Here is a 15,165-nt window from a genome sequence, read left to right on the forward strand (position 1 = left end):
GCGTAGGACTGCCAGGTGCCCCTGACAATGGTCCGGACAGTTCTTCACGTACAGGGAAAGAGAAGCTTCACCATGGACCTCGGCGTGCGCTGGAAGCTGCACGGTGACGGGCGTACGCCCGCGCCCGGAGCGGTTGTCCGCCCCGACGAACGGCTCTCCTGGCCCCGAACGGTCGGGCTGGGCGCCCAGCATGTCGTGGCCATGTTCGGCGCGAGCTTTGTGGCGCCCGTGCTGATGGGGCTCGACCCCAATCTCGCGATCATGATGTCGGGCGTCGCGACAGCGATCTTCCTGCTGGCCACCCGCGGCCGGGTGCCGAGCTACCTCGGCTGCTCGCTCTCCTTCGTGGGGGTCGCCGCGGTGATCCGGGCGCAGGGCGGCACCAGTGCGACCGTGACCGGCGCGGTATTCGTCGTGGGCGTCGTCCTGTTCCTCGTGGGGCTCGCGGTCCAGCGGTTCGGGGCGCGGATCATCCACGCGGCGATGCCGCCGATCGTGACCGGTGCGGTCGTCATGCTGATCGGGTTCAACCTCGCGCCGGTGACGGCATCGACGTACTGGCCGCAGGACCAGTGGACCGCGCTGCTGGTGATGCTGTTCACAGGGCTGGCCGTGGTGTGCCTGCGCGGCTTCTGGTCACGGATCGCGATCTTCCTCGGACTGGTCTTCGGATACGGGATCTCCTGGGCCTCCGACCGGATCTTCGGCAAGATCCACTCGGTGGACGCGAGCGGCAGGCTCACCGACCACTGGAGGCTGGACCTCTCGGACGTCGGCAAGGCCGACTGGATCGGTCTGCCCCACTTCCACGGGCCGTCCTTCCAGTGGTCGGCGGTCCTGGTCGCGCTGCCAGTGGTGATCGCGCTGGTCGCGGAGAACGCGGGGCACGTCAAGGCGGTCGGCGAGATGACCGGCGATCCGCTGGACGACAAGCTGGGCACCGCCATCTCGGCGGACGGCGTGGCCTCCATGCTCTCCACCGCCGTCGGCGGCCCGCCCAACACGACGTACTCGGAGAACATCGGCGTGATGGCGGCCACCCGCGTCTACTCGACCGCCGCCTACTGGGCCGCGGCCGGCTTCGCGCTGCTGTTCGGCGTCTGCCCCAAGTTCGGCGCGATCGTGGCTGCGATCCCCGGCGGCGTGCTCGGCGGCATCACCGTCATCCTGTACGGCATGATCGGCCTGCTCGGCGCGCAGATCTGGATCAACTCGAAGGTGGATCTGCGCAATCCGCTGAACCTGGTGCCCGCCGCGGCGGGCATCATCATCGGCGTCGGCAACGTCAGTCTGAAGTTCTCCAGCACCTTCTCGCTGAGCGGTATCGCCCTGGGCACGCTCGTCGTCATCACCGGCTACCACGCCCTGCGCGCGATGGCCCCCGCGCACCTCAAGACACAGGAACCGCTGCTGGACTCGGGCACATCGTCGTACGACGAGGAAGGCGCCGCGGAGGGCGAGGGCACGACGGACCGCGACGCGACCAGGCGCACCGACCGGTAGCGGCGCCCGGCGGCCGGCCTCCGGCTGGGAGCCCGTCCCCCACTCGGACCACCCGTGAGATCCCTCGTTCCGGGGAAGCCCACGGGCCGGAGGCGCTCCGGTGGGCCGCGGCCTGCGAGCCTTCCCCCATGGTGCGGTTGGAGCAGTTCACGACCGAGGTGGACACGGTCGTCTCACGTATGCGCGCGCTCGACGCGGTATGGCCGGAGCACGATGGCGTCGCGGTCTTCAACCGTGTCTACCTCGCGGTCACCGAGGAGGTCGACCGCCGCGTGGACGCCGGTGAATTCCCGGACCGGCGTGCCGCGGCGGCGCTCGGCGTCCGGTTCGCCGAGCGGTATCTGTCCGTCGCCGAGGACGGGCCGGTACCCGCGTGCTGGCGGCCGCTGTTCCAGTTCCGGCGCCATCCCGGCGTTCGCCCGCTGCAGTTCGCGCTCGCCGGGATCAATGCCCATATCGGGCATGATCTCGCGCTCGCCGTGGTGGACACCTGCCGCACGCTCGGCTGTGAACCGGCCGACCTCGAAGACGAGTTCGATCGCGTGGGCGACCTGCTCGGGTCGCTGGAGGAGCGCATCCGCGAGGATCTGATGCCCGGTCCCGATCTGCTCCAGGTCGCCGACCCCCTCACCCACCTGCTCGGCGCCTGGAGCCTTGAGCGGGCGCGCGAGGCCGCCTGGGCGGCGGCCCGGGCCCTGTGGGCCCTGCGGGACCTTTCCGAGGTGGGCGAGGAGTTCGCCCGGCGGCTGGACGCGGTCGTGGGATTCGCCAACCGGATCCTGCTCACCCCGCTGCCGGACTGATCGAATGCCCCTGCCTGTCGCGGCGAAGAACTGCCGTGACGTCGTTGTACGTTGAGCCGGGGGCACATCCACGGCGAAGGAGCAGCAGGTATGGCGACCCGGCTCGGACTCGGCCTCCCCCAGAACAAGCACTACGAGATCGGGCGGGACGTGCCCGACGTGGCACGGGCGGCGGAAAAGATGGGCTACGAAAGCCTGTGGGTGTACGAGCGGGCCCTGTTCCCCACGGCGACCTCTCAGGGTCTGTACGACATCGAGGGGCTGCCCTGGCCGGACAGCTACCGCGGGGTCGCCGAGCCCCTGGTGACGCTCACGCTCGCCGCCGCCACCACTCATCGCGCCCGGCTCGGCACCAGTGTGCTGGTGGCGCCCCTGCACATGCCCTTCCAGCTCGCCAGGGCGCTCGCCTCACTGGACGCGGCCGCCGGCGGCCGGGTCGTGGCAGGTCTGGGCACCGGCTGGTCCCTCGACGAGTACGCGGCGTCCGCGGTCCGCCCCTTCGAGGAGCGCGGCAAGGCCCTGGACGAGGTGATCGACGTGTGCCGCGCGGTCTGGGGCCCGGACCCCGTCTCTTACGAGGGCACGCTCACCAGGATCTCCTCGTCGGTGGTCGCCCCCAAGCCGGCCCGGCCGATCCCGATCCTGCTGGCAGCGAGCAACAGGACGGCCCGGCGGCGGCTCGTCGACAAGGCCGACGGCTGGCTGCCGCTGGCCGTGGGCGCCGACCAGGTGGCCGCGCAGTGGCGCGAACTGCAGGACCTGGCGGCCGAGCGAGGGCGGGTGACACCGCTCCAGGCCGTGCTGCGCGTCAATGCGACGTACTCGGCGAAGGCGTACGACGGTCCGGAGCGCCCTCCCTTCCAGGGGAACGTCGACCAGATCGTGGAGGACCTGGCCGCCTACACGGAGATCGGCCTGGACGAGATCCTGGTCGACGTGCAGAGCTCGACGCGGGACGCGGAGGAGCTCAAGGACGTGGCCGCGAAGCTGATGACGACGGCGCGGGCGGCCGGCGTCTGACCGACGGAATCCCGGCCGACGCCCACCGTCACCGGCGCTGGGGCCCGACCGGCACCGGCATCAGGAGCCCCGCCGGCCGCGGCGACGCACACGCGCTCGATCCACGGCGGCGCGTCGCAGCACGGGGGGTGCGCCGGCACAGGCGGGCGCACCCCGCCGCTGTTCCGCTCAGGTCCGGGTCAGTCCTCCGGCAGTTCCACCGGCGCGATCTCGTCGTAGACGTCACCGGGGCCGGGGTTGGCCGGGTCGGTCGCGCCGCCGAAGTGGTGCATGACGCCCCACACGGCGTTGAGCGCGGTCTGCACGGCGCCCTCGGCCCAGCCGGCGGTCCAGGAGATGTCGTCGCCGGCGAGGAAGATGCCCCGCTTGCCGGCGGGCAGCCGGTCCTGCATGAAGTGCGTGAACAGGCGCCGCTGGTAGCGGTAGTGGCCGGGCAGGTTCGCCTTGAACGCGCCCATGAAGTAGGGCTCGTTCTCCCAGGAGACCGTCACCGGGTTGCCGATGATGTGCTTCCTGATGTCGACCTTGGGGTAGATCTCGCCGAGCGACTTCAGCATGACCTCCATCCGCTCGCTCGCGGACAGCGGCAGCCACTTCAGGCTGTCGTCGCACCAGGTGTAGGACAGGCAGATGACCGCGGGCTTGTCCGGGCCGTCGTCCAGCAGGTAGGTGCCGCGGGTCATCCGGTCGGTGAGCGTCATCGACATGACGTCACGGCCGGTCTGCTCGTCCTTGTCCAGCCAGAACGGCCGGTCCACCGGCACGAACAGCTTGCTGGACTCCATGTAGTGGGTACGCTCGATCGCCGTCCAGTGGTCGATCGGGAACAGCTCGTCATCGCAGTCGATCTTGGAGAGCAACATCCAGGACTGGGCGGTGAAGATCGCCGCCCGGTAGGTGCGGATGTCGCCGTTCGCGTCGGTCACGGTGATCGCGTTGCCCGCCGTTCGGTACAGCCGGGTCACCGCGGGGCGGGGCGCGCCGCCCTCGTGCAGGGAGCTGAGGGACGTCCCGTACGGCCAGTGCACGATCTTCTGCGGCTCGCGCTCCCACAGGCGCAGGGGCAGCTGCTGGGAGCCGCCGACAATGCCGCGGTGGTGGTCGTCGGCCTCGGAGTAGACGACGCGCAGGATCTCCAGGATGGAGTTCGGGAAGTCGGTGTCCCAGCCGCCGGTGCCGAAGCCGACCTGGCCGAAGATCTCGCGGTGCCGGAAGGACCTGAAGGCCTCGGAGTCGCAGAGGAAGCCGTAGAACGTCTGGTTGTCGAGCTTCTCGACCAGCTGGGACCAGATCTCGCGGATGCGCGGCACATCGCGCTCGCGCATGGCGCGGTTCATGTCGGAGAAGTCGGCGCCCTCCTCCAGGCAGGCGTTCCACGCGGCCGCCACGTCGCGGTAGACCTGCGGCAGATCGTCGAGCGTCTCGGCGTAGTGGCTCTCGCCCTTGAGGTCGACGACGGTGGAGGGGGTCGCCTCGGCCAACGGGTTGGGGAAGGGCCGGGTCTCGAGGTCCACCAGGTCGATGTAGTGCTGCAGTGCCGTGGAGGACGGCGGGAAGCGCATGGCGCCCATCTCGGCCGTCAGGGACGGCTCGCAGCCCTCGAAGCCGACGGTGCGCAGCCGGCCGCCGATCTGGTCGGCCTCGTAGACGACGGGCTTGAGGCCCATCTTCATCAACTCGTACGCGGCCACGATGCCGGACAGCCCGCCTCCGATGACCGCGACCTCGGCGCCGTGCTCGGTCGCGGGTATCTGGCCGAGGCCCGCCGGGTGGGCGAGGAAGTCGTCGTACGCGTAGGGGAAGTCCGGCCCGAACATCGTGATCGGGGGCTGCTGCTCGTCTGCGTGCTGGACGGCGTTGGGCACCGTGGACGTCATGGGGTACGGACTCCTTGCGCGGAAAGAACTCTGGGGAAGGCCGAGGGTCAGACGAGGGACCCGTAGAGGCCGGGACGGCGGTCCTTGAGGTAGGGGTTCGCCTCGCGGGACGCGGCGAGGTGGACGGGGTCCACGTCGGCGAAGACCAGCTCCTCCACGCGGCCCGCCCGGGCCCGGGCGATCCCGTCGGGCCCGGCGAGGGTGGAGAGCCCGACGAACTCGAACTCGCCTTCCTGGCCGACCCGGTTGACGTACGCGACGTACATCTGGTTCTCGAAGGCCCGCACCGGGACGAGGGACTCGGCGACGAACTGGAAGGGGTGCATCTGCGCCGTCGGGACCACGAGGAGGTCGGTGCCGGCCAGGGCGTGGGCGCGGACGTTCTCCGGGAACTCGACGTCGTAGCAGATCATCAGCCCGATCCGCAGGCCGTTCAGCTCGGCCTGCACGACGGGCCTCTCGCCCGGGGTGAAGTGGTCGCGCTCGAAGCCGCCGAAGAGGTGGGTCTTGCGGTAGTTCGCGAGGCGGGTGCCGTCGGCGGAGACGAGCTGCGCGGAGTTGAAGACGCTCTCGCCGTCCCGCTCCGGGTACCCGTAGGCGATCGCCAGTCCGTGCTTGGTGGTGATCTCGGCCACGGCGTCCGCGGAGTCTCCGTCGGCCGGCTCGGCGAGCCGGGCGATGCCGTCGCCGATCGCGTATCCGGTGAGGAACAACTCCGTCGCGATCAGCAGCCCGGCGCCCGCGGCGGCGGCACGGCCCGCGGCCTCGTCGAGGACCTTGAGGTTCTCGACGACCGAGCCGGGCTGTCCGGAGCTCTGGAGCAGGGCGGTGCGCATACGTGTTCTCCACCGGTACCGAAGGGGGGTTGGGGGGCCAGTTAGACGGTACGGTCGCGCCCCCGGCCGGAACAAGGAGAAGCCGTTGCGCGCCGGTGAGCGGATCGTTGCGTCCGGCGAGGGTGGAGCGGCGATTCGTTGCGCACCCCATGTACCCCTGAGGCGCAGGTCACAGCGGTGTCCCTGCGGACGACCCGTGCAGCCCCTGCCGCCCGGGAAGGTGGCGGCGGGCCAGTGGCCGCTACAGCTCCCGCAACCGCTGCACGATCTCCTGCAGCAGCTCGGGGTCGGCCGCCGCTCCGCCTCGCGGTGAGCGCCGTGGCGGATCGATGCGCACCAGGCCGGCCTCGGCCAGATCGCCGAGCAGCACGCGTACGACCGTCAGCGGCAGGTCGGCGTCCGCGGCGAGCTCGACCACGGGCCGCGGGCCGCGCCGCACGAGGTCGAGTAGCCGGGCACCGGCGTGATCCACCCCTGGTCGGCCATCCTCCGGCTCCAGGACGGTGACGTAGGACATCAGGTCGATGGTGTGCCTGTCCGAGGGCCGGGTGCGGCCTCGGGTGACGGTGTACGGACGCACCATCGACCCGGTCTCGTCCTCGTACCACTGGTCGTCGGTCACAGCCGGATCAGGAAGCCCCCGGGTCGGCGGCCGAGCGGACGGCGGCGTCCATGTGGCGGCCGACACGGCGGACGAGCAGCGCCATCTCGTGGGCCAGCTGCCCCACGTCGGTCTGGACCTCACTGAGCACGGCCAGCCGGCTGCCGTCGCCGGCCGGGGTGATGAAGAGGTAGGCGTCATCGAGCATGACCATGGTCTGCCGCACCTCACCGGCCTCGAACCGCTCCCCGGCGGAGCGGGCGAGGCTGTGGAAGCCGGAACAGACGGCGGCGAGGTGCTCGATGTCCCTTCTGCGCATGCCGTCCGAGGAGCTCAGCGGGAGGCCGTCCGCGGTCAGGAGCACGGCCTGGCGCACATGGTCGGTTCTGGCCACCAGGTCGTCGAGCAGCCAGCCGAGGTCTGAGCCTGGCGGCTGACCGGCCTCGTCGGTGGACTCGGGGCTCTGGTCACGGCGCATCGTGGGAGTCCGTCCCTTCCTCGGTTTCGGTTGGCTCCGTGGGGGGCTCGGCCCGCTCCGTGGGTGCGGTGCTCGTGGGGATGCCCTTGCGGCCGCGGTCCAGGCCGCGCTGGAAGGCGCCGAGGATCGACCGCAGCTCGTCGGCACTCACCTCGCGCTCCGCTGAGGCATCGCAAGAGGGGGATTCGGTGCGCAGGCCGGGAGCGAGCGAGGTTTGGCGCACGCGGGTGGGGAGGGCGGGGGCATCCGCCGCACCAGCCATCAGCCCACCGCCCGGCCATTCCGCCGCACGGGACGGGGCCTCGATGTCCGCCGGGAGCATCGGGATCCTGTTCTCCTCCCCCCGGGTCAGCTCCGGGGCCCGCTCGGGGGCGAGCACCGCCGTCCCGCGCCGCGAAGGCAGCGCCCGTGCGGGAGCCTCGGCCGCGGGCGCCACGGCCCCGGCCGCGACGTCCGCCAGCAGCGCCTCGGGCAGCAGCACGACCGCCGTCGTACCGCCGTAGGGCGACCGGCACAACGTGACGTCGATGCCGTGCCGGGCGGCGAGCCGGCCCACGACGTACAGGCCGAGCCGGTCGTGCCGCGTCGGGTCGAAGTCGTCCGGGCGGGTGAGGGTGCGGTGGGCCTCGTCGATCTGCTCGGGGTCGAGTCCGAGGCCGCGGTCGTCGATCTCCAGGACGAATCCGCCGCGGGCACGGCTGGTGCGCAGCGTGACCTGGGCGTTGGGCGGGGAGAACACGGCGGCGTTCTCGACGAGTTCGGCGATCAGATGGACGACGTCGGCGACGGCGTCCGCGGCGATGCCCACCTCCGCCATCGGCGGGATCACGACCCGCGCATAGTCCTCGATCTCGCTCACCGCGGAGGCGACGACGTCGGCGACGGGCACGGGCCGCCGCCATCTGCGGCCGGGCGCCGCGCCGGAGAGGATGATCAGGCTCTCCGCGTGCCGCCGCATCCGGGTGGTCAGATGATCGATGCGGAAGAGCTCGTCCAGGACGTCCGGGTCCTCCGTGCGCCGCTCCAGTGTGTCGACGAGCTTCAGCTGACGGTGCACGAGTGCCTGGTTGCGCCGGGCGATGTTGAGCAGGACGGCGAACAGCCCGCGCCGCAGGGTGGCCTGCTTGACGGCGGCCTCGACGGCCGCGAGACGGGCGGTGTTGAAGGACCGGCCCACCTGCTCGATCTCGTCGGAGCCGGAGTCCCCGCCGGCCAGGGGCGGCGCCGCGGCCTGGGCGTCCACCTCCTCACCCGCGCTCAACCGCTCCATCACGTCCGGGAGCTGACGGGTGGCCAGCAGGTCGGCCGCGTCCCGCAGGGTCTCCAGGCGACGGGAGATACGGCGGGCGCCGCGCACCGCGAACCACAGCGACAGACCCGCGGCGGCCAGTCCCAGCGCGCCGACGACGATGGCCTTCGTAAGCTCCCGGTAGGCGAACGCCCGGGCGCGTGCGGCCGCGTTCTTGGCCGACTGGGTGCACAGCAGCATGTAGCGCTTGACGGCACGGTCGGTGGTAGTGCGCCAGGAGTCCGCCGCTACGGCCTTGCCGGCACCGTCGGCGCCGGCCCGCAGCAGGGCGTCCTCGCCCGTGGTCAACGCGCGGTACACGTCCCCGCGTTGGAACGTCTCGAACAGGGTTCGCGAGTCGGAGGGCAGATCGGGCACGTACGTCCGCTGGAACACCCGGCGGTCCTCGATGGTCGCCGTGAGGGTGTCGTACTGGCGGTCGGTCAGCTTGCCTGCGGCGCGCGCCCCGGCGACCAGGGCGTCCTCGCGCGAGACGAACTCACGTACCCGTACGAGCTCGCTGACGACCTGCGCCTCCCGCGCCATCTGCCCGGCCTGCAGTGCGGTGAGGGCGGACTGGTTGTCGAAGCCCGGCTCCACCAGCACGCTGTACTCGGCGACCGCGTCGTCCCAGGAGATACGGCCCGCGAGCACGCGCTCGCGCAGTCCCTCCAGCTTGTCGGCGGCGGCGAGCATGGAGTCGAGCACCTGCCGCTGCCGGTCGGAGAGCCGGCCGCGGTCCCCGTTGCGGATCGCCTCGCGCATCGCGCCGACGGCGCGGTCGGTGCGGCGCTGCTGCTGGAGCAGGTCGAGGGCCGCTCCGTTGCGGTGGCCCCCGCCCAGGTACGCGGCCGCGAGCCGTCGTTCGATCTGGATCTGTCCGATCGCCGTGTCGACGGGCGTGCCGAAGTCCACGTACACGCCCTGGACCCGTACCAGCGCACGGAGTTCGCCGGTGACCGACACCATGGCGAAGCTCCACAGAGTCATCAGGGCGAGAGCCGGCGCGAACGCCAGCGCCACGATCCTGCCGCGGACCGTGGTGGGACGGCCGAAGGACCAGCGCATGATTTCCCCAGAACGACAGGACGATCGGGTGGCCGGGGCAAAAACCGCTGACCGGCGAGATTTACCCGCCGGTAGCAAGCGCGCACAACCTATGGGATGCCATGTATCACCCGCAATGGTTGCCTCCGGTAACACCCGCCTCAGCCGTCCCCACCGGCGCGCTCAGTCCGCGCGGTGCACGGCGAATCTGGTGATCACCGCCGCGTGGTCCGACGGCCAGTCGTTGCCGAAGACATCGGGCCAGGGGCGGGGGGTGCCGCAGACGTATGTCCGGGAGTCGAGCACCGCGAGACCCCGGTGCAGCACGTAGTCGATCCGGTCCTGCGGTTCGGGACGTCCGCTGCCGTCCTCGTTCACCGGGTGGATCGGCGACCACGTGTGGCCGGGTTCGACAGCCGGGTCGGGGTTGGCCTCGCGATAGGAGTCGCACAGGCCCGCCTCCTCGGCAGCCTTCGTCACCGGCCACGCCACGTCCGGCCAGTCGAGGTGCGAGGGGCAGTTGAAGTCGCCCGTGAGCACGACCGGGACACCGTTCCCAGCCGACTCGCCGATCCGCTGCAGGGCGTCCCGCATCTGGGCCAGGCGCACCTCCTCGTGCGCGATCAGCTCGGCCGCGGGCAGCCCGCCGTAGACGGATTCATAGGGCCCGTACGGGGTGTAGTCCAGATGGGCCGTCCAGACGTCCACCTCGCTCCCCCGGCCGATGCGCAGACGGACGCCCGCCGCTCCGTAGAAGCCCACGTCCGGATCGCCGAAGTGCGCGGTGATGGGGTACCGGCTGATGACGCCCAGGTTCTCGCCCGCCCGGTGGTGGTACCAGCCGAGCGCCTCGGCCAGTTCCCCGGCCGCGGTACCGCCCGTCTCCTGCAAGCCCACCACATCGGCCCCGGTCTCCAGGACGGCCTTCAGCTGCTTGGCCCGGTGGTCGTCGACCCGGCTGCCGCCGAGCCAGAGGTTCCAGGTCATCACCCGCAGTTCGTACGGCAGCAGCGAGCGCAGCCGCTCGGGCGTGACCTCCTCCAGGCTGGCCAGCACGGTCCGCCCCGGCGCCGCGCCGATCGGCGCGAGCGACGGTACGGCGAGCACGGAGCAGCCTGCGGCCTCGGCGGAGGCGACGCCGGTCTGGGTGTCCTCGACGGCCACGCAGCCGATGGGGTCGACGCCGAGCGCACGGCAGGCAACGAGGTACGGGTCGGGCGCCGGCTTGGTGCGTTCGGTGTCGTCCGCGGTGACGGAGACCGCGAAACGCCCGGCGCCGAGCGCTTCGAGCACGGTGTCGGCGACGGCGCGGGAGGAGGCGGTCACCAGTGCGGTGGGGACGCCCTCGCGAGCGAGGGCATCGAGCAGGTCGAGCGCGCCGGGGCGGGGCACGATGCCGCCCCGGACGCGGTCCGCGAACTCACGGTGCAGCTCGGTGGCGAGGTCGGCGGCGGTGGCGCCGGTGAGTCCGGCCAGCCAGTCGGCCGTGTGCTCGACGGGACGGCCGAGCACCTGCGGCTGGTCCTCCTCGCCCAGCGGCCGGCCGAGTCCGCCCGCGACTCTCTCCACCGCCTCCCACCACAGCCGCTCGGTGTCGACGAGCGTGCCGTCCATGTCGAAGAGGACGGCTTGGAGAGGCAGTTGCGTCACGGTGTTCTCTTTCATGTGTGGGGGGATCGGTAGCAGGGATCACATCGGGGGCAGGGTGCAGGGCGCCGGTCAGCGGGTGCGTTCGGCGACCAGAACCGGGCGCTGAGGGAGCGTCACCGTCACCGCGGCACCCGCGGTCAGGGCGGCGGCCTCGTGTGCCGGCAGGTCGGCCTTCACCTCCGTGGCGTCGGACAGGCGTACCGTCAGCCGGATCGTGGCGCCGAGGAAGGCGGTGGCGACCACGCGCGCGCCGCCCTCGTCGTCCGGGACCACCCGGACCGCCTCGGGCCGCACCAGCACGTCCACCTCTCCCGCGGCGGGAGCGTCCCCGTCGACGGGCAGCCGCTGCCCGAGCACGTCCACCTCGCCCGAGGTCAGCCGGCCCGGGATCCGGCTCATCGTGCCGACGAACTCGGCGACGAAAGCGGTGGCCGGGCGGCCGTACAACTCGGCGGGCGCCGCGCACTGTTCGAGCTTCCCGGCACGCATCACCGCCACCCGGTCGGCCATGGAGAGCGCCTCTTCCTGGTCGTGGGTGACGAACAGCGTGGTGATGCCGAGTTCCTGCTGAAGCCGGCGGATCTCCTCGCGCAGCGTGAGGCGCACCTTGGCGTCCAGGGCCGACAGCGGCTCGTCGAGCAGCAGGACGCGCGGGCGCAGGGCGAGCGCCCGGGCCAGTGCGACGCGCTGCTGCTGGCCGCCGGAGAGCTGGTGGGGGAAGCGGCCGCCCTTGTCACCCAGACCCACCAGGTCGAGCAACTCGGCCGCGCGGGCCCGCCGTTCGGAGGTGCGCACCTTGCGCATCCGCAGCCCGAAGGCCACGTTGTCGAGCGCGCTGAGGTGCGGGAAGAGGCTGTAGGACTGGAAGACCATTCCCGCGTCGCGGCGGTGGGCCGGAACACGGGTGACGTCCTCGCCGTCGACGCGCACCTCGCCCGAGTCCGGGTGCTCGAACCCGGCGAGCATGCGCAGCGCGGTGGTCTTGCCGCAGCCGGACGGACCGAGCAGGGCGAGGAGTTCCCCGGGCCGCACGGTCAGGTCGAGCCCGTCCAGGGCGACGGTCGGGCCGAACTCGCGGCGCAGACCGTGGAATTCGACTGTTGCTGCGTTGTCGCGCGTCGCAGCCTTGTCGGTCGTCATGTGGTTCATCCCTTGGCGGCGGTACGGGAGCGCCCGCCGAGGACGGCGAGCGAGAGGAGCAGGGCCCAGGTCACGAGCAGGCTGAGCACGGAGACGGCGACGGACAGCTGGGCCTGGGAGCCGCCGACGCTGTAGATCCACACGGCGAACGGGGTGAAGCCCAGCAGCTGGGCGACGGTGAACTCACCGAGGACCAAGGCCAGGGTGAGGAAGGAGGCGTTCAGCAGTGCGCCGCGCAGATTGGGCAGTACGGCCTGAAGCAGGGCCTGCGCCCAGTTCGCCCCGCAGCTGCGTGCGGCCTCGACGAGGGTGCGCACGTCGATGGCGCGCAGCCCCGCGTCCAGGGCCCGGTACACGAAGGGCAGCGCCATCACGACGTACGCCAGGACCAGCACGAACGGGAAGTCCGGGTTCTGGATGGCCACGAACGTCTGGAACAGCGGCGTGCGGGAGAGGTACTCGGGTCCCCATTTGAGGACCGTGGAGATCCCGGCGACGAACGCGATCGGCGGCACGACCAGCGGCAGTGAGCAGATCACCTCGACGGCCGGCCGCAGCCGGGGCGCCCCGAGCCGCAGCGCGACCAGCGCGGGCACCATCAGCAGCAGGACCAGAACGATCGTGGCGGCGGCCAGCTCCAGCGAGAGCACCAGACTGGAGCCGAATCCGGCGGTGGAGACGATCTGGCTGTAGGCGTCGAAGGTGACGCCCTGGCCGGGCACGTCCACCGTGAAGATCACGGAGGCGGCGAGCGGAACCAGGAAGTACAGGCCGGCGCAGGCCAGGACGGCCCAGCGCCAGAGGTTCAGGCGAGCCATCGCGTGCTCCGTCGTTGCAGGGGCAGGTACACGGCCATGACCAGGCCCGCGACGAGGACCATGTCGAGGCTGAGGGCCAACGCCACATTCTCCTGCCCGACGAGGACGTTGCCGGAAATGGCGTCGGCGATCTGCAGGGTGACCAGCGGGACGGCACTGCCCACCATGGCCGCGGCCGTCGCGTACGCGGCGAAGGCGCTGCCGAAGAGCAGGACGAATCCACCGAGCAGCGAGGGCAGCAGCACAGGCAGGGCCACATGCCGCCAGTACTGGAAGGCCGTCGCTCCGTTGTTCTGGGCGGCCTCGCGCCACTGGGTGCGCAGTCCGTCCAGGGCGGGGGTGATGGTGAGGACCATCAGCGGGATCAGGAAGTAGAGGTAGACGATCACCAGACCCCAGAAACTGTAGAGGTTCCAGCCCTGGTCGGCGAGACGCAGGTGGCGGGTGAGCACACCGGAGTTGCCGAGCGTGGCGACGAAGGCGAACGCCAGCGGGACGCCGCCGAAGTTCGCGAGCACACCGGACGCGGTGAGCACGGCCTCGCGCAGCGCGCGAAACCGGGAGGTCGCCACCACCTGCGCGAACAGCAGTCCGAACACGGTGCCGGCGGCGGCCGAGACCGCCGACAGCTTCACACTGCCGATCAGGGCCGTGAGGTAGGCGCCGTGCAGAGAGGTGGTCAGGTTGGCCGCGCTGTAGGACGTGGCGCCCGTGGCCGGGTCCTTGACCGTGAAGGCGCCGTTCAGCATGGCGAGGGCGGGGATGCCGAAGGCGATCGCCGTGAAGGCGAGCAGCGGGAGGACGGCGAGTGCGCCCAAGGGGCGGCGCCGCCGCTGCTGCGGAGCAGCGGCGGGCGCCACCTCGGCCTCGGTGAGGACGGCGGTCATCCGGAGACGGCCTTCCCCCAGCCCTGCGCGAGGACCGTCTTGGCCTTGTCCTGCTGGGCCTCGGTGGGGAACGACGGCGTGCCGGAGACCGCAGGAAGCTTGGCGGCGGCGGTCTTGTCGAGCGTGCCGGCCGTGTCCATGGCCGTCATCAGGACAGGGCGAGCGTAACCCTTGAGCCACACGTTCTGGCCCTCGGCGCTGTACAGGTACTCCTGCCACAGGCGGGCGGCCGCCGGGTGCGGGGCGTCCTTGTTGATGGCCTGCGAGTAGTACTGGGCGTACTGGCCGTCGGTGGGGATGGCCACCTTCCAGTCCAGGCCCTTGGACTTGAACTCGTCGGCGTAGCCGGCGTTCAGGTAGTCCCAGTCGATGCTGATCGGGGTCTCGCCCTTCTCGACGGTGGCCGGGGTCGACTCGACGGGCGTGTAGTTGCCGTTCTTCTTCAGCTTGGCGAAGAAGTCGAGACCGGGCTGGATGTCGTCGAAGGACCCGCCGTTCGCGAGGGCGGCCGCGTAGACACCGCCGAAGGCCGAACCGGACTTGGTCGGGTTGCCGTTGAGCGCGACCTGCCCCTTGTACTGGGGCTTGAGGAGGTCCTTGAAGGTCGTCGGGCACACCTTGACGCGCTTGGCGTCGCAGCCGATGGAGACGTAGCCGCCGTAGTCGTTGTACCAGCGGGCCTGCGGGTCCTTCTGAGCGGTGGGGATGTCACCGAAGGAGGCCACCTTGTACGAGGCGAGCAGCCCCTGCTTTGCGGCGCTGAGCGCGAAGGAGCTGCCCAGGTCGAGGACGTCGGGCGCACGGTCCTGGCCCTTGCGGGAGGTCACGGCGTTGATCTCGTCCTGGCTGGAGCCGTCGGGGTTCTCGACGTCGATCTTGATGCCGTACTTCTTCTGGAAGCCGTCGATCAGGGCGCCGTAGTTGGCCCAGTCGCGGGGCAGGGCGATCGCGTGCAGCGTGCCCTCCTTCTTGGCCGCCTTGACCAGGGCGTCGAGGCCGCCCAGGTCCGCGGCCGAGGTCGCGGTGGCCGCGCTCTTGCCGTCCGCGGAGGTCGACGCGTTGTCAGGGGCGGCGCCACAGGCGCTGAGAGCGAGTGCGGCGACGGCAAGGCCACCGGTGAGGACGGCGGTCCTCGGCAGGAACACGGTCACGGGTCTCTCCAGGAGTACGCACGAAGACTCGGGTCGGAAGGAGAACTTGTCTGAACAAGTCGACCC

The 15,165-nt window shown here is 71.2% G+C and carries 13 protein-coding genes; 3 read left to right on the forward strand and 10 right to left on the reverse strand.

Annotated features, from left to right (window positions below; translation table 11 throughout):
• The first annotated feature begins 72 nt into the window (after positions 1-72).
• The 3 genes from ACWDA7_RS04425 (at position 73) to ACWDA7_RS04435 (ending at position 3,326) form a co-directional block, all read left to right on the forward strand.
• Positions 73-1,503 (forward strand): uracil-xanthine permease family protein, encoded by a 1,431-nt coding sequence (locus ACWDA7_RS04425; RefSeq protein ID WP_450602703.1) that lies wholly within the window; start codon positions 73-75, stop codon positions 1,501-1,503.
• Positions 1,504-1,631: 128 nt separating this feature from the next.
• Complete coding sequence (locus ACWDA7_RS04430) at positions 1,632-2,306, forward strand: DUF5995 family protein (protein ID WP_450602704.1); 675 nt, start codon at positions 1,632-1,634, stop codon at positions 2,304-2,306.
• Between the two features lie 90 nt (positions 2,307-2,396).
• Positions 2,397-3,326 carry an LLM class F420-dependent oxidoreductase gene (locus ACWDA7_RS04435; protein WP_450602705.1) on the forward strand — a complete coding sequence of 310 codons (930 nt, stop codon included), beginning with the start codon at positions 2,397-2,399 and terminating at the stop codon, positions 3,324-3,326.
• A gap of 179 nt (positions 3,327-3,505) precedes the next feature.
• Here ACWDA7_RS04435 and ACWDA7_RS04440 read toward each other — a convergent pair whose 3' ends face one another.
• The 10 genes from ACWDA7_RS04440 to ACWDA7_RS04485 all read right to left on the reverse strand — a co-directional run bounded on the left by ACWDA7_RS04440 (position 3,506) and on the right by ACWDA7_RS04485 (position 15,099).
• On the reverse strand, positions 3,506-5,203 hold the full coding sequence (locus ACWDA7_RS04440; protein WP_450602706.1) for a flavin monoamine oxidase family protein: 1,698 nt from the start codon (positions 5,201-5,203) through the stop codon (positions 3,506-3,508).
• Positions 5,204-5,250: 47 nt separating this feature from the next.
• Positions 5,251-6,039, reverse strand: a complete 789-nt coding sequence (locus tag ACWDA7_RS04445) for a carbon-nitrogen hydrolase family protein (RefSeq protein WP_450602707.1) — start codon at positions 6,037-6,039, stop codon at positions 5,251-5,253.
• 241 nt (positions 6,040-6,280) lie between these two features.
• On the reverse strand, positions 6,281-6,661 hold the full coding sequence (locus ACWDA7_RS04450; RefSeq protein WP_450602708.1) for a DUF742 domain-containing protein: 381 nt from the start codon (positions 6,659-6,661) through the stop codon (positions 6,281-6,283).
• Between the two features lie 7 nt (positions 6,662-6,668).
• Positions 6,669-7,118 (reverse strand): roadblock/LC7 domain-containing protein, encoded by a 450-nt coding sequence (locus ACWDA7_RS04455; RefSeq protein ID WP_359390174.1) that lies wholly within the window; start codon positions 7,116-7,118, stop codon positions 6,669-6,671.
• The gene (locus tag ACWDA7_RS04460; RefSeq protein WP_450602710.1) at positions 7,108-9,474 is read right to left on the reverse strand and encodes a sensor histidine kinase; all 2,367 of its coding nucleotides are present in this window, start codon (positions 9,472-9,474) and stop codon (positions 7,108-7,110) included. The genes ACWDA7_RS04455 and ACWDA7_RS04460 overlap by 11 nt, the downstream gene beginning before the upstream one ends.
• 162 nt (positions 9,475-9,636) lie before the next feature.
• On the reverse strand, positions 9,637-11,118 hold the full coding sequence (locus ACWDA7_RS04465) for an HAD-IA family hydrolase (protein ID WP_450602711.1): 1,482 nt from the start codon (positions 11,116-11,118) through the stop codon (positions 9,637-9,639).
• A gap of 54 nt (positions 11,119-11,172) precedes the next feature.
• Positions 11,173-12,243, reverse strand: coding sequence for an ABC transporter ATP-binding protein (locus ACWDA7_RS04470; protein WP_450602712.1), 1,071 nt, complete (start codon positions 12,241-12,243; stop codon positions 11,173-11,175).
• A gap of 5 nt (positions 12,244-12,248) precedes the next feature.
• Positions 12,249-13,061, reverse strand: a complete 813-nt coding sequence (locus ACWDA7_RS04475; RefSeq protein WP_450602713.1) for an ABC transporter permease — start codon at positions 13,059-13,061, stop codon at positions 12,249-12,251.
• Positions 13,049-13,948, reverse strand: a complete 900-nt coding sequence (locus ACWDA7_RS04480; RefSeq protein ID WP_359390159.1) for an ABC transporter permease — start codon at positions 13,946-13,948, stop codon at positions 13,049-13,051. Before ACWDA7_RS04480 ends, ACWDA7_RS04475 begins: the two co-directional genes overlap by 13 nt.
• Complete coding sequence (locus ACWDA7_RS04485) at positions 13,945-15,099, reverse strand: ABC transporter substrate-binding protein (RefSeq protein WP_450602714.1); 1,155 nt, start codon at positions 15,097-15,099, stop codon at positions 13,945-13,947. The genes ACWDA7_RS04480 and ACWDA7_RS04485 overlap by 4 nt, the downstream gene beginning before the upstream one ends.
• Positions 15,100-15,165: the final 66 nt, after the last annotated feature.

This window comes from Streptomyces sp. NPDC001156, assembly GCF_053598275.1.